The organism is Dorea sp. BIOML-A1 (genome assembly GCF_009875615.1).
In the GTDB taxonomy this organism is placed as follows: Bacteria; Bacillota; Clostridia; order Lachnospirales; family Lachnospiraceae; genus Dorea_A; species Dorea_A amylophila.
In genome coordinates this window covers 1-23,517 of sequence record NZ_WWSA01000024.1, presented here as the reverse complement: position 1 = coordinate 23,517, position 23,517 = coordinate 1, and the positions used below count along the sequence as shown (strand labels likewise).

The 23,517-nt window shown below is 42.5% G+C and carries 21 protein-coding genes and 1 tRNA gene; 8 read left to right on the top strand and 14 right to left on the bottom strand.

Features of this window, described 5'->3' with window-relative positions; genetic code table 11:
• Positions 1 to 6: 6 nt before the first annotated feature.
• Positions 7 to 711, bottom strand: a complete 705-nt coding sequence (locus tag GT508_RS10050; protein ID WP_055282798.1) for an ABC transporter ATP-binding protein — start codon at positions 709 to 711, stop codon at positions 7 to 9.
• Positions 712 to 1,424: 713 nt separating this feature from the next.
• Positions 1,425 to 2,576: a double-cubane-cluster-containing anaerobic reductase gene (locus GT508_RS10045; RefSeq protein WP_055282801.1), complete on the bottom strand. Its 1,152-nt coding sequence runs from the start codon at positions 2,574 to 2,576 to the stop codon at positions 1,425 to 1,427.
• Positions 2,577 to 2,841: 265 nt separating this feature from the next.
• On the opposite strand from GT508_RS10045, the gene GT508_RS10040 reads away from it, so the two are divergent.
• The 7 genes from GT508_RS10040 (at position 2,842) to GT508_RS10010 (ending at position 9,075) form a co-directional block, all read left to right on the top strand.
• Entirely contained in the window at positions 2,842 to 3,996 is a 1,155-nt protein-coding gene (locus GT508_RS10040; protein WP_055282803.1) for an aminotransferase class V-fold PLP-dependent enzyme, read from the top strand.
• 140 nt (positions 3,997 to 4,136) lie between these two features.
• Positions 4,137 to 5,414: a double-cubane-cluster-containing anaerobic reductase gene (locus tag GT508_RS10035; RefSeq protein WP_161144147.1), complete on the top strand. Its 1,278-nt coding sequence runs from the start codon at positions 4,137 to 4,139 to the stop codon at positions 5,412 to 5,414.
• Between the two features lie 19 nt (positions 5,415 to 5,433).
• Positions 5,434 to 5,694: a DUF3343 domain-containing protein gene (locus GT508_RS10030; protein WP_161144146.1), complete on the top strand. Its 261-nt coding sequence runs from the start codon at positions 5,434 to 5,436 to the stop codon at positions 5,692 to 5,694.
• Between the two features lie 29 nt (positions 5,695 to 5,723).
• Positions 5,724 to 6,488: an acyl-CoA dehydratase activase gene (locus tag GT508_RS10025; RefSeq protein WP_118310199.1), complete on the top strand. Its 765-nt coding sequence runs from the start codon at positions 5,724 to 5,726 to the stop codon at positions 6,486 to 6,488.
• A gap of 261 nt (positions 6,489 to 6,749) precedes the next feature.
• A complete protein-coding gene (gene panD / locus GT508_RS10020; RefSeq protein WP_161144145.1) occupies positions 6,750 to 7,142 on the top strand; it encodes an aspartate 1-decarboxylase in 393 nt (130 codons plus the stop codon).
• Positions 7,143 to 7,248: 106 nt separating this feature from the next.
• Positions 7,249 to 8,088, top strand: coding sequence for a pantoate--beta-alanine ligase (gene panC / locus GT508_RS10015; RefSeq protein WP_161144144.1), 840 nt, complete (start codon positions 7,249 to 7,251; stop codon positions 8,086 to 8,088).
• Between the two features lie 3 nt (positions 8,089 to 8,091).
• Complete coding sequence (locus GT508_RS10010; RefSeq protein ID WP_161144143.1) at positions 8,092 to 9,075, top strand: bile acid:sodium symporter family protein; 984 nt, start codon at positions 8,092 to 8,094, stop codon at positions 9,073 to 9,075.
• A 70-nt stretch (positions 9,076 to 9,145) separates the two neighbouring features.
• On the opposite strand, the gene feoB is transcribed toward GT508_RS10010, so the two are convergent.
• The 3 genes from feoB to GT508_RS09995 all read right to left on the bottom strand — a co-directional run bounded on the left by feoB (position 9,146) and on the right by GT508_RS09995 (position 13,291).
• Positions 9,146 to 11,488, bottom strand: a complete 2,343-nt coding sequence (gene feoB, locus GT508_RS10005; RefSeq protein WP_161144142.1) for a ferrous iron transport protein B — start codon at positions 11,486 to 11,488, stop codon at positions 9,146 to 9,148.
• A gap of 169 nt (positions 11,489 to 11,657) precedes the next feature.
• Complete coding sequence (gene cyaB / locus GT508_RS10000) at positions 11,658 to 12,215, bottom strand: class IV adenylate cyclase (RefSeq protein WP_117598491.1); 558 nt, start codon at positions 12,213 to 12,215, stop codon at positions 11,658 to 11,660.
• A 35-nt stretch (positions 12,216 to 12,250) separates the two neighbouring features.
• Entirely contained in the window at positions 12,251 to 13,291 is a 1,041-nt protein-coding gene (locus GT508_RS09995; RefSeq protein WP_117598490.1) for an XdhC family protein, read from the bottom strand.
• A 97-nt stretch (positions 13,292 to 13,388) separates the two neighbouring features.
• On the opposite strand from GT508_RS09995, the gene GT508_RS09990 reads away from it, so the two are divergent.
• The gene (locus GT508_RS09990; RefSeq protein ID WP_161144141.1) at positions 13,389 to 14,081 is read left to right on the top strand and encodes an epoxyqueuosine reductase; all 693 of its coding nucleotides are present in this window, start codon (positions 13,389 to 13,391) and stop codon (positions 14,079 to 14,081) included.
• A gap of 102 nt (positions 14,082 to 14,183) precedes the next feature.
• Here GT508_RS09990 and GT508_RS14940 read toward each other — a convergent pair whose 3' ends face one another.
• The 9 genes from GT508_RS14940 to GT508_RS09945 form a co-directional block, all read right to left on the bottom strand.
• Complete coding sequence (locus tag GT508_RS14940) at positions 14,184 to 16,337, bottom strand: double-cubane-cluster-containing anaerobic reductase (RefSeq protein ID WP_161144140.1); 2,154 nt, start codon at positions 16,335 to 16,337, stop codon at positions 14,184 to 14,186.
• 11 nt (positions 16,338 to 16,348) lie between these two features.
• The gene (locus GT508_RS09980; RefSeq protein ID WP_117598487.1) at positions 16,349 to 17,476 is read right to left on the bottom strand and encodes a helix-turn-helix domain-containing protein; all 1,128 of its coding nucleotides are present in this window, start codon (positions 17,474 to 17,476) and stop codon (positions 16,349 to 16,351) included.
• Between the two features lie 101 nt (positions 17,477 to 17,577).
• Positions 17,578 to 18,744, bottom strand: coding sequence for a MalY/PatB family protein (locus GT508_RS09975; protein ID WP_161144139.1), 1,167 nt, complete (start codon positions 18,742 to 18,744; stop codon positions 17,578 to 17,580).
• 22 nt (positions 18,745 to 18,766) lie between these two features.
• Complete coding sequence (locus GT508_RS09970; protein ID WP_161144138.1) at positions 18,767 to 19,990, bottom strand: M20 metallopeptidase family protein; 1,224 nt, start codon at positions 19,988 to 19,990, stop codon at positions 18,767 to 18,769.
• A 56-nt stretch (positions 19,991 to 20,046) separates the two neighbouring features.
• The gene (locus GT508_RS09965; protein WP_044920574.1) at positions 20,047 to 20,787 is read right to left on the bottom strand and encodes an amino acid ABC transporter ATP-binding protein; all 741 of its coding nucleotides are present in this window, start codon (positions 20,785 to 20,787) and stop codon (positions 20,047 to 20,049) included.
• 42 nt (positions 20,788 to 20,829) lie between these two features.
• A complete protein-coding gene (locus GT508_RS09960; protein ID WP_044920568.1) occupies positions 20,830 to 21,675 on the bottom strand; it encodes a transporter substrate-binding domain-containing protein in 846 nt (281 codons plus the stop codon).
• A 76-nt stretch (positions 21,676 to 21,751) separates the two neighbouring features.
• Positions 21,752 to 22,414, bottom strand: a complete 663-nt coding sequence (locus tag GT508_RS09955) for an amino acid ABC transporter permease (protein ID WP_028086778.1) — start codon at positions 22,412 to 22,414, stop codon at positions 21,752 to 21,754.
• Positions 22,415 to 22,620: 206 nt separating this feature from the next.
• On the bottom strand, positions 22,621 to 23,187 hold the full coding sequence (locus GT508_RS09950; protein WP_138376429.1) for a M48 family metallopeptidase: 567 nt from the start codon (positions 23,185 to 23,187) through the stop codon (positions 22,621 to 22,623).
• 80 nt (positions 23,188 to 23,267) lie between these two features.
• A tRNA-Asn gene (locus tag GT508_RS09945) sits at positions 23,268 to 23,339 on the bottom strand.
• Positions 23,340 to 23,517 lie beyond the last annotated feature (178 nt).

The following is a 23,517-nucleotide window of genomic DNA, read 5'->3' as shown; positions in this document are numbered from 1 at the left end:
TGCCTTTTACCATTCTATGGTCTCAACCGGAACTGGTTGCGGATTCTGTATGATCTTATCAACCCGGCCGTTTTTAATCTTGATCACCCGGTCTGCCATTGGCGCAATTGCCGAATTATGTGTGATCAGAATCACCGTCATTCCACTGTTCCGGCAGGTATCCTGTAATAATTTCAAAATGGATTTTCCTGTATTATAATCCAGCGCACCGGTCGGTTCATCGCAGAGTAACAGCTTCGGATTCTTTGCCAGTGCTCTTGCGATCGACACTCTCTGCTGTTCTCCTCCCGACAACTGCGCCGGAAAATTATCCAGTCTTTCTCCCAGTCCAACTTCTTCCAAAACTTCCTGTGCATCCATTGGATCCTTACATATCTGAAGAGCCAGTTCTACATTCTCCAGTGCTGTCAGATTCGGGATCAGGTTATAAAACTGAAAGACAAATCCGATATCATCTCTTCTGTATGCCGTCAACTGCTTCGTCGAATACGTTGCAATGTCCTGACCGTCAACCAGCACCTGTCCCGACGTAGCGGTGTCCATTCCCCCAAGAATATTCAGCACCGTTGTCTTTCCTGCACCACTGGGTCCGACTACAACTGCGAATTCCCCTTTCTTAATCTCAAAGTCGATTCCGGCCGCTGCCATGATCTCAACTTCCCCCATCTTATATATCTTCCTGACATCTTTTAAGGTCACAAATTCACTCATATACGTTTCCTCCGTGTGGGCATATTCGTATTATAATTATATCATCTTTTTTACTTTATTTGGAATTTAATTGGGATTTAATTCAGGAAGGCTGTGGATACCCGAACCGGAATAAAGCTTGGAAAGGCGTTCCTGCTCAGGTTCCATCGGCGGGTCAATTCTAAAGGGGTAAAATTCTGCTAAAAGCAGGCTTTCAAAATTTGAAACTCGGCATATGCCTCAGACAGTCAAATTTTGAAAACCTAACGCAGAATTTTACCCCTTAAGAATTACCAACGCCTCTTTCACATTCACTGGAACACCTTTCCAAGCTTTATTCCGTGTGTATCAAATGCCTTAAGAATGAAATGGCAAGTGCGTAACCGTAGTGGCCTCCACCGGGTTACATTTCCGGGCATTTTATTTATTAACATCCGCTGCCAGTCACGACTTGAAGGAAACAATAGATAAGGATTATTGTGAATGTGGAATGCCGTTAGAAACAATTAGAGAGTCAGAAGCACCGTTAAAGGAACGAAGCGAACGTGTTTGAGGCGAACGCCGAGTTTGAGCGTAGTTCCTTTGCTTTTAGGTGGTTCTGACTCTCTTAGTGTTTCTTATGGTATGGAACCTGAACAAGAAGCCTTATCTATTGTTTCCTTCAAGGACTGAGAGGCCGCTTCCCCAGTTAATAAATTAAATCCCGATTGCGCTACGGTGGATCTAGCTCTGCCCTACAGCATCTCTATAAATGCCGCAATACGGGTATTCAGCTGTCCGATATCAGCCTGTGAGTAGTCTGTCTCTACATTGATATACGGGATTCCTTTCTTCTCATTTACAAATTTGCGGATAGAGAGTGACTCAACATTATATGTATGACAGGCCTGAAGTGTCATCTCTACAACTCCGTCTACCTTGAATTCATCGATCAGGCGGTCAAGGAGATCCAGTCTGTTTGGATTCGGTGTCATAACGGAACATCCGATATTCAGGTAACGTCTTGCCAGTGCATCATATACATCCGGATTCTCTTCGTCAACTAATTTATCGAAAGATTTTGCTCCGTTGCAATTCTCGAATGCTACTACAACTCCACCGTTGTCTTCTACTGCACGGATCACTTTCTCGGTTGCTCCTCCGATCGGGCATCCGGTGATCAGAATACGAGGCATCTTATCAAGTCTCTTTCCTTCTTCATATTCTTTTTCAATCTTCTCTCTCATTGCTTCGATCTCTGCCGGAATTGCTTTACGGTCAAACTTGAATCCGCTTCCGTATAATACTTTGAACAGGTCACCGCCTTTGATCGGTGCAGGGTCAAGTGTCATAACGTGATACAGCTCTTTCATAGCTTTTCTTACTTTATTTTCTTCTTTTACAGCCTCTAATACAGCTTCATCTGTAATCTCTACGTCGAATTTCTTTTCCAGATATTTTTTGAAACGGATCAGCTCACTCTTCCACAGCTGTAATGCCATCTCACTCTGTGTATTTGGCAGTTCCATCACAAATACATCTTTGAAATCTGACATATACTCATACATTTTCTTCTTTCCGTCACAGGTTGTCTCCCCAACAACTACATCTGAGAAATAGAAGAATGGACATTTATCAGTCTTGGCAAATCCATAGCTTGATTTGATCAATGGACATAAGTTCTTTGGCAGGTCTTTCTCTGCATCCGGAATGGTCTCATCGGATACAGAACATAAGCCTACCGTAACTGCTCCCATTGCTCTTGCGATCTCTGCCGGGAAATAAGTACAATATGCTCCGACAACCGGAACTCCCTGATCCTTTAATCCTTTCATTGCCATAAATGATTTCTGACGCTGCTCGGCAAATTCTTCGAACACTTCCGGCAGTTCTTTAATTAACTCCATATTAAAATTCCTCCGTATTTTTCTTGATTTTTTGATAAATTTTTCATAAGACTATCATACCACTCACACTTCATTTTACCTAATAGGAAATATTAATAAATCGGTTTATTCTATCATTTTTATCTATAATCATCATTTGTTTTCTCTATGATAACGTACAAAGCTATATTATTTTTGATAATCTTCTGTATTTTCCATCCGGTAATCTGTTACAATATCGATAAATACTACACGAACTATATAATGTCTTATGGAGGTTTTCGATATGAATCAAAAAATATATTTTGACAATGGCAGCACATCCTGGCCGAAAGCACCCCAAGTTGCCTCTTCTATGTCAGAACTTTTAGAATCCGGCGCCTTCAATATCAACCGGGGAAATTATGAAGGTGCGTATGAGCTGGAAAGTCTGGTGCTTCTCACACGTATGCAGCTCGCCAGACTTTTTCATGCGCCGGATTCCAGACATGTCATATTCACACCGGGAATCACTTATTCCCTGAATTATCTGATCAAAGGTCTCCTGAGACCCGGAGATCACGTACTGGTCAGCAGCCTGGAACATAATGCCGTGATGCGTCCGCTCTGCCAGCTTGCTTCACAGGACATTCATTACACGATGATCCCTGCTGAAACAGATGGTACAACGCAACCGGAATCTGTCGAAGCACTGATCCGCCCGGAGACAAAAGCAGTCATCATGCTTCATGCTTCCAATGTATGCGGAACCATTCTGCCGATCCGGGAGATTGGTGATATCTGCCGGCGTCATCATCTGTTCTTTGCCGTAGACACTGCACAGAGTGCCGGTTCTGTCGATATCGATATGCAGGAATGTAATATTGATTTTCTTGCTTTTACCGGACACAAGGGTCTGCTTGGTCCCCAGGGTATCGGCGGCTTTCTGATATCGGAAGCACTGGATCATGAACTGACGCCTCTGATCGCAGGCGGAACCGGAAGCCAGTCGGATTCACTCCTTATGCCGGACTATCTCCCGGACAAGTACGAAAGCGGTACCATGAATCTTCCGGGTATCATCGGACTTCACGCTGCCCTGACTTATCTGGAAGAAGCAGGCATTCCGGCTATCCATCAGAAGAAAATGGAACTGACCGGATATTTTCTTAAAAGAATACAGGAAATCCCACAGGCACATATTGCGGGAAAACAGACGATTCAGGACCGGCTTGCTGTCGTCTCTCTTGATTTTCCGGAGTATGATAATGCCGAGATTGCATTTTCCCTGGAACAGGATTACGGGATCATGACAAGAGTCGGTCTTCATTGTGCTCCGATGGCACATCAGGCCCTGCATACCATGCCACATGGAACCATCCGTTTTGCCTTCAGCCACTTCAATACCACAGAAGAAATTGACTGCTGCATCGACGGGTTGCGAGAATTATTCTCAGTATAGAATTTACAAATATATCTTATCGAACTTGTGAATTATCTATAACCAATTCCTCCGGTATGCATTGCCCTGGTCTTCCAAACGTGTTACGGTTATTTTATCGATAACATCGGATCAATTACATTATAAGGAGGTATTTTAAAATGGCTGATTATCGTAAAATGTGGGAAGAACTTGGGATGGATGTAGACCTGCATGACCAGCTCTGCGCAGTACTGCCGCAGGCATTCGGGGATGTATTTTTATCACAGGAAAACCGTCCGGATTCTATGGACTATTATAATATGGTGGTTGCCGATATTCATGGTATCCGTCCTGCGGAACTGATCGAACATCAGAAAAAAGGCGGGAAAGTATTCGGTACATTCTGTGTATATGTACCGGATGAAATCGTATTCGCAGCAGATGCCATTGCTACCGGATTATGTGGCGGATCCCAGTTCTGGGTTCCTGGCGGAGAGAAAGTCCTACCTGCCAATACCTGTCCACTGATCAAGGCATCTGTGGGTGCACGTCTTGACCGTACCTGTCCATTCTTCCGTATCGCAGACATGTTCATTGGGGAGACAACCTGCGATGGTAAGAAGAAAGCATGGGAGATTCTTTCTAAAGATGTACCGTTACATGTCATGGATCTTCCACAAATGAAGCGTGCCAAAGATATCCGGGCCTGGGCAGAAGAAATCGAGACATTTAAGAATGTCGTGGAAGAATTTACCGGAAATGAAGTAACTGCTGAAAAACTGGCAAAAAGCATTACATTAATTAATAATAAACGAAAAGCCCTGGAACGTCTTTACAACCTGCGCAAGAATGAGAATCTTCCGATCAGCGGATGTGATGTGCTCCTGATCTCTCAGATTGCATTCTATGATGATCCTGCGAGATTTACACAGATGACAAACAAGTTATGCGACGAGCTGGATCAGAGAGTGAAAGACGGTGTGAGTGTTGTCCCTGCCGGAACCAAACGTATCATGCTGACCGGAACTCCTCTTGCAATTCCGAACTGGAAGCTTCATAATATTGTAGAGACCAGCGGAGCAGCGATCGTCTGCGAAGAGATGTGTACCGGAACCAGATATTTCGAAAATCTTGTTGATGAAAGCAAGACAACCCTGGAAGACCAGTACATGGCTCTGGCCGAAAGATACATGAAGATCAATTGTGCATGCTTTACACCGAATGAAGGACGTATCGATGACATCTTACGTCTTGCAAAAGAATACAAAGTTGATGGTATCATTGATGTGAACCTTAAGTTCTGTAACCTGTATGATACCGAGGGATATTCCGTAGAGAAAGCAATGAAAGAAGCCGGAATCCCTGTTCTTGGAATCGAGACTGATTACACCGACAGCGATGCCGGACAGCTTCGTACCAGAATCAGTGCATTTATCGAAATGTTAGATAATAAATAAGTAACCGAGGTAACAGATCATGCAAAAGATACAGCATTATGTATTATTTCCCAACCATGACAACGGGATGCGTCTGTATGGGATATTAAAAGAAGCCGGTATCAAGGCCACCATCGCTCCTACGCCGCGCGCAGCCAGTAAGTGCTGCGGAATCTCACTGCTCGTCAGAAAAGATGATCTGGAAGCGATCCGGAAATTCATCGATGAGAATCATATTGAGATTTTGAAAATTGCCGCCATTGAACGAGATATTAATCCACGGCGGGACAGATATTGTTAAAAAATTAATATTAAGCGAGGAATGAATTTATGAATTATATTGGAATTGATATCGGATCTACCGCATCCAAAGTTGCTGTAAAAGGAGATCATGATCTACATTTTGTACTGCCAACCGGATGGAGCAGCAAAGAAACCTGCCAGACGATCAAGGATCGTTTACTGGAAGATGGCATCGATGTGTTATCGAACGATTCGAAAGTTGTCGCAACCGGATATGGCCGTGTTGCCGTAGATTTTGCTGATCATGTTATCACAGAGATTACCTGCCACGCAAGAGGCGGCCGTGAGATGGCCGGTGATGAATGTGCAATTATCGATGTCGGCGGACAGGATACCAAGATCATCCTGGTGTCCGGCGGTATGGTGCAGGACTTCCAGATGAATGATAAGTGCTCTGCCGGAACCGGTAAATTCCTGGAGATTATGGCAAATCGCCTGGGCGTTACCCTGCAGGAACTGTTTGATATGGCGGATAAAGGAACTGTTCTTCCGATCAGTTCCCTGTGTACGGTATTTGCCGAATCTGAGGTCATCAACTATATCGGTGAGGGACAGAAGCGGGAAGATATCGCAGCCGGTGTTGTAGATTCAGTTGCAAACAAAGTGGCTCAGCTTGCCATGAAGAAAAACCTGCCGGAGAAAGTGATCCTGACAGGAGGACTCAGTAACAGCACCTATTTTACAAAGATTCTCTCACAGAAACTCGGACAGACTGTATCACCTACCGAACACGGAAGATATGCGGGTGCACTTGGTGCCGCACTCCTTGCAAAGGAAAAGAAAAAAAGATAATAAAAATAACGCAGAACCGGATTTATGATTTTAGAAAATCCGGTTCTGGTTTTTTTTGTATACATAGATTGACATACCTTTTCTGCCTTTTTATAATGAACAACGGAGACGGTATCTGTCCCTGACAGAACCATACTCAGAACTGAAGCACTGGAATCTCATAATTTTCAACAAAAATGAGCTTATATTTTTAGGAAATAAGACTCAGGACCAGATGTATTCTGGCTGATTTTTTTTCCTTAAAAGGAAAGGATATATGAGATGACACTTGAATTATTAAAAGGAAAGATCCACCGCGCTACTGTCATTCAGGCAGAACTTGATTATGTAGGAAGCATTACGGTGGATGAAGCATTACTGGAGGCTGCTGGAATTCTCGAATATGAGAAAGTCCAGATCGTTGATGTAAACAACGGAAGCCGTTTCGAAACGTACACCATCAGCGGACAGCGTGGCAGTGGAATGATCTGCTTAAACGGAGCTGCTGCAAGATGTGTCAGTACCGGAGATAAGATTATCATCATGGCTTACGGACAGTATACGCCGAATGAAGCAAAAGAACACAAACCTGCGGTTGTATTCGTAGATGAGGAGAACAAGGTAAGCCGCGTGACCAATTATGAACGTCACGGGCTATTAAAAGACATGGAATAAAAAGATACTTAATTATCATAACGTATTTTTTTGCATAAAACCACCTGAGATCACAGTGTATTCAGAAGAGAACTCTCCGAATTATAACGAATAAAGGAGAATACCAATGCAGGTAACTAACACAATTGAAAAAACAAGAGAACTCGTAAATAACTGGAAAAAAGAAGATAAGACCATCGGTCTTGTCCCTACTATGGGATATCTCCATGAGGGGCATGCCAGTCTGATCCGTCGCTGCCGCGAGGAAAATGATATCGTTGTTGTATCTGATTTCGTCAATCCGACACAGTTTGGACCGAATGAAGATCTAGAAGCTTATCCAAGAGACTTTGACCGCGACAGTGCACTTTGTGAAAGCATCGGAGCAGATCTGATCTTCTGTCCGTCACCGGCGGAAATGTATCATGATCCACACGCATTTGTCAGTATCGATACTTTATCTGATACGCTGTGCGGCAAGACGCGTCCGATCCATTTCAAAGGAGTGTGTACCGTTGTATCAAAGTTATTTAACATCGTAAAACCGGACCGTGCTTACTTTGGACAGAAAGATGCACAGCAGCTTGCTATCATCCGCAAAATGGTTTTGGATCTGAACTTTGATATCCAGATTGTCGGATGCCCGATCGTACGTGAAGAAGACGGACTTGCCAAATCTTCCCGTAATACATACTTAAGCTGCGAAGAACGCAAAGCTGCCCTCTGCCTTTCAAAAGCTGTAAAGAAAGGTCAGGAACTGATCCGGAATGGTATTGCCGCATCTGAAGTATTAGAACCGATGTGTGAAATCATAAACAGTGAACCTCTGGCACGTATTGATTACGTATCCATGGTCGATGCACTCAGCATGCAGCCTGTTGACTCCGTAAATGCTGATGTCCTGGTTGCTATGGCAGTTTACATCGGAAAGACACGACTCATCGACAATTTCAGTTACGAGGTATAAGATATGGAGCATGTTACAAATGCATTATCACGGCTCAGCTCTGTTCTTACCAAATATATCGGAATGATTATTATCTGCTTTTCTGTCATTGCCTTCTTTTGGCGTGATGGATTTGCATGGACTACAAACTATACTTCGATCTTTCTCGGCGTTGCCATGTTCGGCATGGGACTGACTATTCATATCGGAGATTTTAAAGTGGTATTTACCAGACCCAAAGAGATCATTATCGGATTTGTCGCACAATATACGATTATGCCGCTGATCGCATGGGGACTCTCGGTCCTCCTTCATCTGCCAACGGATATCGCACTTGGTGTCATCCTGGTCGGATGCTGCCCCGGCGGAACTGCCAGCAATGTGATTACTTATATCGCAGGTGGTGATGTTGCACTTTCTGTTGGCATGACAATCACTTCAACTCTGGCAGCACCGGTTATGACGCCGCTTCTGGTATATCTACTTGCCGGTGCATGGGTTCAGGTATCTTTTCCTGGGATGGTGATCTCGGTTGTAAAGGTCGTACTGATCCCGGTTCTTCTAGGTATCCTTCTCCGTAGACTGATCGGCAGACATATTGAGAAATTATCCGGCATCCTTCCGCTGATCTCCGTTGTATCCATCGTCATGATCATCAGCGGAATCGTCGCAGTAAATGCGGAAAAAATCATGACATCCGGATTCCTCGTACTCTGTATCGTTATCTTACATAATCTTGCAGGTATGGGACTTGGATTACTTGCCGGACGCATCTTCCATGTGGAATATGACAAAGCAACTGCCCTTGCGATTGAAGTCGGTATGCAGAACAGCGGTCTTGCTATCACACTCGCCACCGCAAACTTTGCTGCAAACCCATTTGCCACACTGCCTGGGGCAATCTTCAGTGTATGGCACAATATTTCAGGCTCTTTATTCGCAAGTCTCCGGCGCAGCGGAAGGTATAAGATAAAGAAACAAATAGCAAAAGCAGAGCATGTAATTTAATATATACAGCAAAAACCTCCTGTGAATGGAACATATCTAATTCCATCCACAGGAGGTTTTTTATGCCTCTTTACATTACCACCGTACCAATCAGATGCACGATAAATGCTGCGATCCACGCAACCATACATTGTCCCAGCACCACATATGCCGCCCATTTTGCGCCAAGTTCTCTCTTGATCGATGCAATAGCCGCAACACATGGTGTATACAACAGACAGAAGACCAAAAGGCTTGCTGCTGCCACCGGCGTAATTGCTCCCGTCAGTTCTGCCGTACTTCCAAAGAGTACCGAAAGCGTAGATACCACACTTTCCTTTGCCATAAATCCTGTGATCAGGGCAGTAGAAATCTTCCAGTTTCCGAAACCAAGCGGAAGGAATACCGGTGCAATGATTCCTGCCACAACTGCCAGGATACTGTCCTTGGAATCTGCCACCACATTCATGTGTAAGTTAAATGTCTGCAGGAACCAGATGATAATTGTTGCAAAGAAGATTACGGTAAATGCTCTCTGCAAAAAGTCCTTTGCTTTTTCCCACAGAAGCTGCCCTACATTCTTTGCTCCCGGCATACGGTAATTCGGAAGTTCCATGACAAACGGTACGGCTTCACCTTTGAACATCGTTCCTCTTAAAAGCAGCGCCATCAGGATTCCCATCAGTATTCCACCAAAATATAACGCTACCATCACTACTGCTCCTTGTTTTGGGAAAAATGCTGCCGTAAAAAATGCATAAATCGGGAGTTTCGCCGAGCAGCTCATAAATGGTGTCAGAAGGATCGTCATCTTACGGTCTCTCTCCGAAGGCAGTGTCCTGCTCGCCATAACACCGGGAACCGTACATCCGAATCCTACCAGCATCGGTACGATACTCCGTCCGGAAAGTCCGATCTTACGGAGTAATTTATCCATCACAAATGCAACTCTTGCCATATATCCGCTGTCTTCCAGAATGGACAGGAAAAAGAATAAGGTAACGATAACCGGAAGGAAACTTAACACACTTCCCACACCGTTAAAGATTCCATCGATTACCAGCGAATGAATAACGGAATTGACATTCCAGGATGTCAACGCACCATCTACCAGATTCGTAAGTGCAGAGATTCCCATATCCAGCAGATTCGACAACGCAGCTCCGATCACATTAAATGTCAGCCAGAATACAGCCGCCATAATTGCAACAAAGCATGGAATAGCTGTATATTTTCCCGTCAGGATCTTATCCATCTTCGCACTTCGCAGATGTTCCTTGCTTTCTTTCGGCTTCACAACCGTAGCATCACAGATCTTCTCAATAAATGTAAAACGCATATCTGCAATTGCTGCGGACCGGTCAAGTCCACGTTCCTGTTCCATCTGCTTTACAATATGCTCCAGAAGCTGTTTTTCATTCTCATCCAGCTTGAGCTGTTCCAGGATCAGTTCATCCCCTTCTGCCAGTTTGCATGCCGCAAATCTTACCGGAATGTCTGCCTTCTTTGCATGATCCTCGATCAGATGCATGATCCCGTGCAGGCATCTGTGTACTGCCCCGCCATGGTCATCTGCATCACAGAAATCCTGTCTCCCCGGACTTTCCTGATATTTTGCCACATGCACGGCATGCTCGATCAGTTCGCCAATTCCTTCATTCTTCGCAGCCGATATTGGAATAACCGGTATTCCAAGTTCCTGCTCCATCTCATTTACCAGAATCGAACCGCCGTTGTCCCGCACCTCATCCATCATATTCAGTGCCAAAACCATAGGAATATCCAGCTCCATCAGCTGCATGGTCAGATACAGGTTCCGCTCAATATTGGTTGCATCCACGATATTGATGATTCCCTTTGGATGCTCATTTAACACAAAGTTCCTGGTCACGATCTCTTCACTGGAATACGGCGACATAGAGTAGATTCCCGGCAGATCTGTCACCAGGGTATCACTGTGTTCCTTGATCACTCCATCTTTACGGTCAACTGTCACTCCCGGGAAATTTCCCACATGCTGATTAGAGCCGGTCAGCTGGTTGAACAGTGTCGTCTTTCCGCAATTCTGATTTCCTGCCAGTGCAAATGTCAGTGTTGTTCCATCCGGCAGTGGATTCTCATCTGCTTTTTCATGATATTTTCCACCTTCTCCAAGTCCCGGATGATCAATCTTCTCTTTCGGAATCTGATTCTTAATCTTAATCTCATCACGGACATCTGTAATCTCTATCTTTTCCGCATCTGCAAGCCTGAGTGTCAGTTCATAACTATGGATACGAAGTTCCACCGGATCACCCATTGGTGCGTATTTTACCATGGTAACGTCTGCCCCCGGAATAAGTCCCATATCCAGAAAATGCTGTCTCAATGCACCTTCTCCACCTACGACTGTCAATGTTGCACTTTTGCCGATTGGTAATTCTTTTAATGTCATCGTCTGTACTTCCTTCCAAATTTATCTACAGGCAGTGGTATTATTTCCACTGTTACTGATAATTTTTCTCAACTCGTAAGGTTAGTATAGACTTATCGATAATTTTTGTCAATAACAACGGGGACAGGAAATTTGGCTTTTTATCTGTCCCTCATGGATCTTTCTGATGCTAGATACCTCGTTTTTCTAACATTGACAAATATGAATCCCTTACTGTCTCTGTCTTTTCGCATCCCAACATTCTCATTAGCTCATATATCATATCCAATCCACCTGCTCGTTCTTCTTCTTTTGCAACAATTATTTCCAATTCCAGAAAGTTACCCAGATTCTCTACCTTATCTGCAGCCGCTATCATATGATCTTTTATATAATAACCTCTTGTCTTCTTCACTCTGCAAGACGCTGGATAAAATTCAAGTTCTTTAAGAATGTCTTCCATCTTTTCCGGCTCATAGATATCAATCTCTGTTTCTTTCCTGGTCATGGATACCTGATCTAATTTCGGTCCTTTGCAGTTAAGCTGTGCTTTTACTTCTCCCGTATCCAGATTCTCCGTCTTACGGATGCGCAGTGCCTTGTCCTTCTTCCGCATATCATAGTGATCGCTTGTAAAATAAGTATCCGTCTCTACAACAGTTTTCTGATATATGAACCCTGTTTCAAGCAATTTTTGCTTTATCTTTTCTATATTTTCAATGGGTATTTTTACCTCTACTTCTATCATCTTTTTAATGCCTCCGATGATTCTGTTTTCCGCGCTTAGACGATTTCCAGAAATACATCCACTTCCCCGCCACAGACCATACCTTCTTCTTCGGCTTCATTTCCGGTCATGTCTACATGGCAGATCCTTGCCTGTTCTCCCTCTCCTGCTGCCATAAGTCTGGCAATCTGGATGACTCTTGCTTCCATACATCCGCCGCCGATCGTCCCAACGCAGCGGCCATCTCTGTATATCAGCATTTTGGTTCCCAGCCCCTGTGGTGCGGAACCATGTCTGGTAATGATCGTTGCCATTATCTTCTTTTCCGGATACGGTTCCTGAGCAGTCAGCGCACGCATAATTTCTTTGGAATATCCATAAGTCCGTTTCTTCCTGTTCTTTACTTCAATAATCTCTGCAATAATTGCCACTCCGATCTCTGCCGGTGTCTGCGCTCCGATATCCAGACCGATCGGTGTATACACTGCATCCAGCACCTCCTGATCCACGCCTTTTTCCGCCAGACTTTGTTTTACCAGTGCTGTTCTTCTGCGGCTTCCGATCATACCGATATAGGCATGCTCTTTTGCGGCTATTTTCTCCAGACAGATTTGGTCATACCGGTGTCCTCTCGTCAGGATCACAAAATACGTATCCGCACTTCCCTGTATCTTGTCCAGTGCTTCTTCGAATGGTTCGCAGATAACCTGTGACGCCCCGGCCAGTCTTGCATGATCCGCATACATCGGACGATCTTCCAGTACAATTACCTCACAGTCCATCATCACTGCCATTTTAATCACCGGAATCGACACATGACCGGCACCACAGATCACAATCTGTTTTTCCTGTCCCAATGTATCGCAAAATACTTTCTCATTTCCAATATAGGTGATTCCACTTTCTGTAATATTCTTTATCTCATCTGTATATCCATGAAAATAACCATTTTTCCTGCTTTCCCAGACAATTTTTCCATCTATGACCAGTGCCTTTTCAGAAATGCATCTGCCTCCCAGCAAAGTAAGCACCCTGCGTTCGGCCTGTCCTTCACTTTCCTGAATTGCTTCCATTAATTCCGTCATTCTACTTTCCATAATAGTTTCCTTTCCCACTATCTTTCTTCTGCATTCTATTGTAAAATTGAATGTACAATAAGTCAATGAACGGAAATGTTCTGAAAGGAGGAATTTTATGAATCCCACAAAAGAATTCAGAGATTATCTAATCTCGCAGGGTGCTGCTTTGGTCGGAATTGGGGATCTGACCGCAGTTCCATCTTCTGACTACCCGGTCGGTATTGCAGTCGCAATCCCGTTACCGAAACACGTCATCAAAGGTCTTCAGCTTGCTCCAACAAGAGAATACTACGAACTTTATAATTCTTTGAGTGACAAACTGAACACCATCGTAACTGCCGGTGCAAAATACCTGACTGACAAAGGCTATCATGCTTATGCCCGGACGACAGACCAGAAAATGACAGATTCAGATAACTGTATTCCATTGTCACATCAAACGATTGCCACCCGAGCCGGTCTCGGCTGGATCGGTAAAAACAACCGGCTGGTGACACCGCAATATGGATCTGCCGTAAGGATTTCTTCTCTTCTGACCGATGCCCCGCTGACCTGCGATGCTCCGGTTACACGCTCTCAGTGCGGTGCCTGTCATGCCTGTGTCAGATATTGCCCGGCACATGCCCTGAAAAATACTTTGTGGCGTCCCGGCATACCTTGCGAAAATATCATAGCCATCTCCACGTGTCATAAGAAATGTCGTGAGATCATGCAAAAAAGCACGGGGATTGATGCAGATCTGTGTGGAAAATGCTTTGCAGTCTGCACTTATACGAAGCAGTATTTGAAGCAGTGCCGGGATGTGTAAGATGTGTTGTTTTTGGGATTTAATTTATTAACTGGGGAAGCGGCCTCTCAGTCCTTGAAGGAAATGTTAATAAATTTAAAAAAATGACTGATACCAAGCGTATCAGTCATTTTTTAGCTTTTCTATCTCCATTGCCAACAGAATTCCTTCACATTCCATTCCGTCTTTTTCATCCATATCCAACAGTTCATTAATCCGTGCAATTCTTGGCAACAATGTATTCCGGTGAATCCTAAGCCTTGCGGCCGTCTGTGCAACATTTCGTTTCATCCGAAGATACCAGTACAATGTCTCATAAAGTTCTTTTCCTGTTTTCCGGTCCTCTTCTTTCAGAATTTCTAACTCTTCCATATATACTTTTTCCTGTCCCAGATGTTCACTGATACAGTCGATTGCAAGTTCATGGTAATAATTCTCTACAAGCATTACCGATTCTTTCTGTTTCTGCCTTGAAGCTATATTCATCACCTGCCACTGAAGCTGCCTGTTCTCTTCTTTTTTCTCACAGTCTGGAAATCCATTTCCAATTATCACTTTTCCATCTACATCTGCCATAGATTTCCGGCATATATCAATTACACAGTTTCGGGCTTCTTTTCCTTCCATTCCTGACAGGAATAATTCGTTATCCTGCATCTGCCGCAATTTCAGTCCTGCTATTATTTTTTTCTCTCCGATCTGTTTTGCAAGCTCCTGTCCGATATGTATAAGGTCTTTTGATTCTTCTGCCATAATCCACATATAATCCGGAATTTCTCTTTCTTCTGTCTCACGGCTATTGTCTCTCATATGATAACTTTTTGCCAAAAGTTCCAACAGTTCTTCTACATTTTCCTTACTGACATCATCCGGAACAACTGCCATTACAACACCATTCTTCTCTGACAGCTTATATTCCATCCTTTTATTGTTTTCCTGCTCTGCTTCTTCCCTGCTGATCCCGATCCAATCTTCTACCTCTTGTTCACCGGCCTTTATGCCTACCGGAATATGCGTATATTTCCATATCTCTTCCAGAATTTTCTTTCCTGACTTTTGCTCCGTTAGTCCCGTCAGTACAATCTTATAACAATAATTGATATCTATACGTTTTTCTGTCTCCGGCTGGATCATTTCCAAAAATGCTGTCAGTCTGGTAGCAATCTGCCCCTGATCTGCAGTAGAATAATCCGTATCAATGGCAATATATGGCAGATGTTTCTCTTCTGTTACAAATTTTCTGATATAAACAGACTCCGCCCCTGTTGCATGACATCCGGTCAGTATCATCTCTACCACTCCGTCTACATGATATTCCTCTATGATCTCACCGATCAGATCGATCCGGTTATCGTTCGGCGTCATGATCGAACATCCTGTTGACAGATATTTTCTGGCAATAGCCTCGTAAATGTCTTCACAGTCTTCCTCCACCGGACTCCCCAGTGTCCGCACACCACTGCAGTTTTCAATTGCCACAACAACTCCGCCATTATCTTCTATCGCACGGATCACTTTCAGGCTGTCCCCGCCGATCGGGCACCCTGTCACCAGTATTCTCGGCCGCTTTTCCAGATGCTTTCCCTGTCTGTATTCTGTCATGATCTTATCGATCACTTCTTTCACCACGCCTGGAGTCGTCGCAAAATCGAACCTGTATTTGCTTCCCTGGACCATCTTCTGGATATCCTCCCCACTTACCGGTACCGGATCCAGTTTCATCACTTCGCAAAGATTTTTCAAAGAGGTACGGATCTGGTTATTCAAATGTACGGCATCACGGATCATCTCTTCTGTAATTACCATATGAAAGAACTCTTCCAGATATTCTTTCGTCCGGATGATCTCACTCTTCCAGAAAGCAAGTCCTCTTTCAGACTGACTGTTCGGAAGTTCCATTACATGAACAGGTTTGAACTCTGCCATCAGCTCATACATCTTCTTTTTTCCGTCACAGGTCGTCTCTCCGATCACAAGATCAGCAAAATGAAAAAACGGACATCTGTCACTGATTGCAAATCCATAACTGGATTTTACCAGCGGACACATACTTTTCGGCAGATCGCGTTCCGCAGCCGTGATCGTCTCATTGGAAAAAGAGCAAAGACCTACCGGGATTGCTCCCGCTGCCATTGCAAGTTCTGTCGGGAAATAGGCACAATACATTCCTATAACCGGAATTCCCTTATCCTTATATTCTTTTATTTCCAGAAATGCTTCTCTCTTTTTTTCTCCAAACTCTTCAAATATCTCTGGTAAATCCTGCACCAGTTTCATATATGCTCTCCTTACTTTTGCCTTTTCTCATCTTGTCTCGATATATCATACATCATCATAAATGCCAGCAATTCCCTTGCTGTTTCGTTATCATTGATATCAGCTTCTATACATTCCCTGATCTGCTTTAACCGGTAGACCAATGTATTTCTGTGAATATGAAGGCTGTCTGCTGCCATTGTTACATTATTTTCATTCAACAAATATACCTTTAATGTATAGTAGAGCTCCGTATTATTCTCTCGGTCTTCCTGAAGCAGCCGTAACAATCGGTAATCACTTAATCCCGCTTCTTTAAAGAGCGGTGTTGTATATGTGTAAAGTCCCTGCACCGACCATTCCTTTTCCCGTTTCATAACCGGGTCATTTTCCAGTCCGTTTACCATAGACATGCGTTTTAACAACTCGTACTTTGTAACACATCTGTCTAATTTCCCAAATGGTTCACTGATGCTGCATCCAATCTTTTTTTCCATGATCTTCTGGTAAATTTCTTCCGTATTTTTCGCTCTTAATCCATAAAATAATATCTGGATCCTATCTGTCTCTTCGCAGATACAATATCTGTCCCATATTTCTTTTATCCACAATACATTCTTTTCCTGAATATCCTTTTTTAACATTAATACTTCTATGCATTGTCCTGTCCATATTTTTTCTGTCTGCTGGATCCCATCTGCTTTCCCGTGAAACAGACTCCAGGCAAGTATGGCTTCGCGCATCGGTTGTAAAACCATCGTCTCTTTTACCACATCTTCAAACTGATGCCTTACTGCCTGTCCGATCACACTTCCCAATTCTTCAAAAAACCGCCGGGACTCCTCTTCACTATATAGAATAACTACATATCCAGCTAACCTTCCCATTGTTTCAACAGGTTGAAGTATAAGCTGATGTTCTTTCGTATCAGCTTCCTGGCAGAATTTCTTATAGTCTGAAAATGTCACATGCTTCCATCTGATGGATTCGCTCCCATCCTGTTCACAGGTATGCGAATATGCCAGGATTTTTCCTGTCCCTGACACAAATATTACTTTCGCACCTGTATATTCATTTATCTTTTCTGCAATACTTTTTAATACTGGTTTTTCCAGCATTGCTTCAAAAATTATTTTATAACAGACTTCAATCTCGTACATATCTTTTTCACTCCATATACAGATATTTTCTCGTAGAAAATTATTTCTGTCAAATAGAAAATCATATGCCAGTGATTTCGTCTTATTGATAATTTCTATAACTATTTTCTCACTAAATTCGCAATCAGTGCATTGACACCAATCTCTACATTCTCTTTTGATGTCGCAAGATTCATTCTTATAAACGTACCAAAGCGTTCTCCGCCGAACCAGTCACCGAAATCAACGGCCAGACGGCACTTCTTCTGGATCACTTCTTTCATCTCATCTGCACTTACATATGCTTCCAGATTGATCCAGCAAAGATACGTTCCTTCCAGCGGAGTCACAACCGCCTCCGGAAGTTTTTCCGCAAGTTCTGCTTTCAGATATTGATAATTCTCTTCGATCTGATCCAGTACCAGTGTCAGCCATTCATTGCCTCCTGCATATGCAGCCTGAGCTGCAACATAACCAAAAGCATTTCCTCCCAGTACTCTGTTGCCTTTTACATAAGCATCCCACTTTTCCTGAAGTTTTTCATCCGGAATGATCACCATAGAATTCTGTGCACCCGCAATATTGAATGTCTTCGATGCAGCCACGATCGATACCATAATATCATTATACTCTCCGATTGACAAAGATGGGATATGCTTATTCTCTCCAAATACCAGATCCTGATGGATCTCATCTGATATAATATACACCTGATGCGCTCTGCAGATTTCAAAAAGCCGCTTTAACTCTTCTTTTTTCCATACTCTTCCCGCCGGATTATGTGGTGAACACAAAATAAATAATTTCACCTGATGGTCTGTGATCTTTTTCTCAAAATCATCGAAATCAATCGAGTATTCTCCATTCTCGTTCTTAAGATCGGAACAGATTAAATTTCTGTGATTGTTCTTTACTGCGTCTAAAAACGGATAGTATACCGGTGTATTTACAATTACTGCATCATTTTCTTCTGTCAGAATCTGCAACAGCCAGTGGAATCCTGCTACAACTCCCGGTGAAAACCGGATCCATTCTTTTTTCACTTCATATCCGTGATGCTCCCTCTCCCAGTCAATGAATGCCTGATAATAAGCATCCGGAATCTTATAATACCCATACACTCCGGATTCCACATATTCCCTCAGTGCACTGACTACACACTCCGGTACACGGAAGTCCATATCTGCCACCCACATTGCATGAAGTCCTTCTTCTCCGAACATTTTCTGCTGTCCGTCCCATTTATTACAGTTTGTATTTCTTCGGTCTACATAAACCAGCTTTTCCATTCTGATACCTCTCCTGTTCTTTTTAATTTTCCTTCAGTTCTCCCATACAGCCGTGAATCGCAATATTGGCAAATGCGGCAGCCGCTCCTGCCAGTACCGTATCATCAAACTGATATTCCGGACTGTGCAGCCCCGGAATTGCTTTTTTCTCTTCCGGTTTAATTCCAATAAACATATAGACCGCCGGAACACGACAGCTATATTCTGCAAAATTTTCTCCGCCAAGATTATCTTCTTCTATAATATAAACATTTTCCTTTCCAAGTACATCGGCTACTGACTTTTTCACTCCGTTTAATAATTCCGGAGCGTTCTTTACACTTCCCCCGTGAATCCTGATATCTGCCTGATAAGAAGTTCCGTATACCTGGCAGATTCCTTTTATCTCTTTTTCCAGTTCTGTTTTCATTTTTTCCAGAACTTCTCTTTTTACGGCTCTCATCGTTCCGCCAAATACGCAGTCCTGCGGAATGATATTTCTGACATTCACATCCCCTGCCTGCATATAAGTAACTGACATGATCTTAGGCTCTGTTCCACCGATCGTACGTGTCAGTATTGCCGGAATATGCTGGTAAATCTCATTCGCTGCCGCAATCGGATCAATCGTCTGCTCCGGCCATGATGCATGCCCCTTCTTTCCAATAATTCTGACTTTAAAATCTCCCACACAGCCAAATGCATAGCGTCTCACGATTCCGATCTTACCACTCTCTACAGACGGCCATCCATGTGCGGCAAATGCCATATCCATCTTCGGATCTTCCAGTACTTTATCTTCTTCTATCATCGTATCCGCGCCAAGTCCGACTTCTTCCCCCGGCTGAAATACGAATCTTATGCATCCACCGAATTCATCTGTCAACTGTGCCAGAATCTTTGCCGCACCGATCAGCCATGTCGCATGTCCGTCGTGTCCGCATGCATGCATACGTCCGTCATGCCTGGACTTGTAAGTGCTTTCCACTTTTTCTTCCAGTGGAAGCGCATCTATATCCGCCCGCAGCAAAACATTTTTCCCATTCTCTTTCTTCCCCTTAAGTTCTGCGATCAGACCATACCCACCGGCAGCATGTTCTCTTATCTTAAGCCCCGGGATCTTATGTAATTCACGGCTGATGATCTCGTGTGTCTTTGGAAGGTCGATTCCAAGCTCCGGATACTGATGCAGTTCTCTTCTGATGCGGATCAGTTCCGGTTCTGTCTCTTTTGCAATTTGTCTTATCTTATCATTTATATTACTCATTGTACCAACTCCTCAAAAAAGGCCTGCACAAACCCTGTGCAGACCTTTCAGCCATTCTATTTACGATTAACAAAATTCAGGAACTGCTGAAGTCTTTGATTCTCTGGATGATCGATGATTTCTTCCGGTCTTCCATCGGCTGCAATTCTTCCTCCGTCCATGAACAGGATTCTGCTTGCTACTTCTCTTGCAAATCCAATCTCATGCGTAACCAAAATCATTGTCGTTCCTTCTTCGGCAAGAGATTTAATCGTATTCAGTACTTCTCCTACCAGTTCCGGATCCAATGCCGATGTCGGCTCATCAAATAATACCACATTCGGATTTACTGCAAGTGCTCTTGCAATTCCAACTCTCTGCTGTTGTCCTCCGGACAGTTTCGATGGGTAAAAGTCCTTTCTTTCACTCATTCCTACCTTATCCAGCAGTTCTAACGCAATTTTTTCCGCCTCTGCCTTTGACTTTTTTTGTACAACGGTCAGCGCTTCCATTACATTTTCTAATGCAGTCTTATTCTTGAAAAGATTATATCCCTGAAATACCATGGAAGAATGTTTTCTCAATTCTATTACATCCTTCTTTGTATGGTTCTGTGCATCTACCGTTACATCACCAATTGTTATTTTTCCCTTTGTCGGTACTGTCAGGTAATTCAGACATCTGAGTAATGTAGATTTACCAGTTCCCGAAGGTCCTAAAATTGCAATCACTTCATTCTTATTGATCGTCAGATTGATATCTTCTAATACTTTTGTATTTTCATCAAATTCTTTATATAAATGTTCAACCTTAACCAACTGTGTTTCTGTTCCCATACGTTTTAATCTTCCTGACTTTTCTTATTTCTGGATTAATTTTGTCATATCAGCATACATCCATTTTTCAGTAATCTTTGCTACTGTTCCGTCATCTAACATATCCTGGATTACATCATCTAATTCTTTTGTCAGTTTATCTCCGTCATCTGTTTTTTGGAGGAAATAAGCTACATTATTTGCCAGAAGCTGTTCATCAAAGAAACGGAATTTTGCATCTGTATTGTTATGTGTAAATGCATTTACATTTGTTGTTGTATTCGCATATGCATCAATTCTTCCAAGTTTCAGATCGTTCATACCTACAGCACTGTCTTCATAAAGTTTTACTGTAAATCCTTTTTCTTTCGCCATGTCTTCGATGATTGTCTGTGCAGCCTGTCCGTTTGTACATCCTACAGTCTTTCCTTTTAAATCATCAGATGTCTTGTAATCAGAATCATCATTTACGATAATGCACTGTGAATCTCCGTAGTATGGGATTGTTGCATTATATTTGTCTGTTCTTTCTTCTTTTACTGCAAGGCAGTTTGCAACTACATCAGCACGTCCTGTATCCAGTTCTCCCCACATAGCATCGAAAGAAGCCTGTTTTACTTCTACTTCCCATCCGGTACGTTTTTCAATTTCATCCCACATCTCTGCGTCGATACCTGTCCATTTTCCATCATCAGAAATAAGGCTGTATGGTTCTCCTGTTCCAGATGTAACAACTGTTACTTTCTTTCCGGAATCTTTTTTGTCATCACTCTTAGACTCTGAACTTGCTTTTTTATCTGAATCATCAGATTTGGCATTGCTTCCGCATCCTGCAACAGTTCCTACTGTCATCATAGTTACTAATAAAGCAGCTAATACACGTTTTTTCATAATACTTAATCTCCTCTTTTTCACATAAATGATAATGCATCTATCTTAATGGGGTTGTTCCATTTAAGATCTTGTCTTAATACATATTTGCACATTTCTTTTCTAATAATTTGTGTAAGATTCCAAGCACAAATATAATCAGCCAGTACACCAGCATAACGGCAGCATAAATTTCAAAATATCTGAACGTTCTGGCTCCCTCAATCTTGGCAGCTCCCATGATATCCGGTACACCAAGCATAAATGCAAGCGAAGTCATCTTGATCAGGTTAATGATGTCGTTAAAAAGCGGCGGTAATGCCACACGTACAGCCTGTGGAATTACGATTCTCGTAACCAGCTGAAAATTCGTCATTCCCAGTGAATATGCAGCTTCTTTCTGTCCTTCATCAACGGATAATAATGCTCCTCTGATACTTTCTGACATAAAAGCTCCCATATTAAAACTCATAACTACCGCTACAGCGATAAGTGGTGTCATATTTCTTACAAATGCACTGTATAATGCAATTCCATAATAGAAGAAATACAACTGTGCTACGACCGGTGTACCTCGCATAATGGATACATACACTCTTGTCAGCTGATACAATACCGGAATTTTGTAATAACCGATGATTGCAATAATGACTCCCACGATCAGTGCAAATATTGTCGCAGCTATCGTTAATTCAAATGTAATATTAACTTTACTTGCAATAATCGGCAGGACTTCCAAAAAATAACTTACTTTAAACATTTCACCTACTCCAGACCTGTTATTTCTATTCCTAACAAATTAACATTTTAACATCTTCAAATTATTTTTCATCGTCATTGTCCTACAAAGCATTTGTTAATTTTTGTATCTTTCGCACATATTCTATAAGTATTATGATTTATAGAGGTTTTCTATATATATTTTTTTTAAGTAAATGTTTTCTTATGATTGTTGTGTATTCCTTCTTATTCTATATGATACTCCCTTAGTTTTTTCCTGCGTTCTTTATAATCCGGCATATACTTCTCTACCACATTCCAAAATGCATTCGAATGGTTCATCTCTTTTCTGTGTGCCAATTCATGCACCACTACATAATCAACCAGTTCTTTTGGCACAAATAACAACCGATTATTAAAATTCAGATTTCCATTGCTGCTACAGCTTCCCCATCGTGTTTTCTGATTACGCATAGATATCCTTCCATATGTAACACCCATTATTTTTGCATAATATTCAACTTGCCCTTCTATATACTGTCTGATCTTCGCTTTTCCTTCTTTTGTCTCGATCGGTGGAAGACCTGACATATCATCCCGATTGTTTCCAGCCAGACTCCATTCCTGCCGCTTTCTTATAATCCATGCTTCATGTTCCCGGATAAATCTTTCTATAATCTCTCTTGGTGCCCGCATTGGAACTCTTGCATTTACTGTACCATCATATTTCACTTCTAACCCCAGTGTCTTCCTTTTTGATCGTATAATCGGAATCTCTATTGTTTCATTATCTGTTTGTAAAATGTATTTCATATTATTTATCCTTCTCATTCATTATAAAGTACTCTCTTATAACATAAAAAGACAGAAATCAAATCGATTTCTGTCTTTAACTCCCCGAGTTGGGTTCGAACCAACGACCCTTCGGTTAACAGCCGAATGCTCTACCACTGAGCTATCGAGGAATACTTATATAGTATAAACCCTTTTGTCTCTTTTGACAAGGGTTTTTACTTGCTTTTTTATTTTTATGTACCTTCAAAACTGCATACAAGAAATATCTCTTTTTCATCCTACCTATCACCTTGCTTGGTCATGCCCTCGACCGATTAGTATCAGTCAGCTCCATACATTACTGTACTT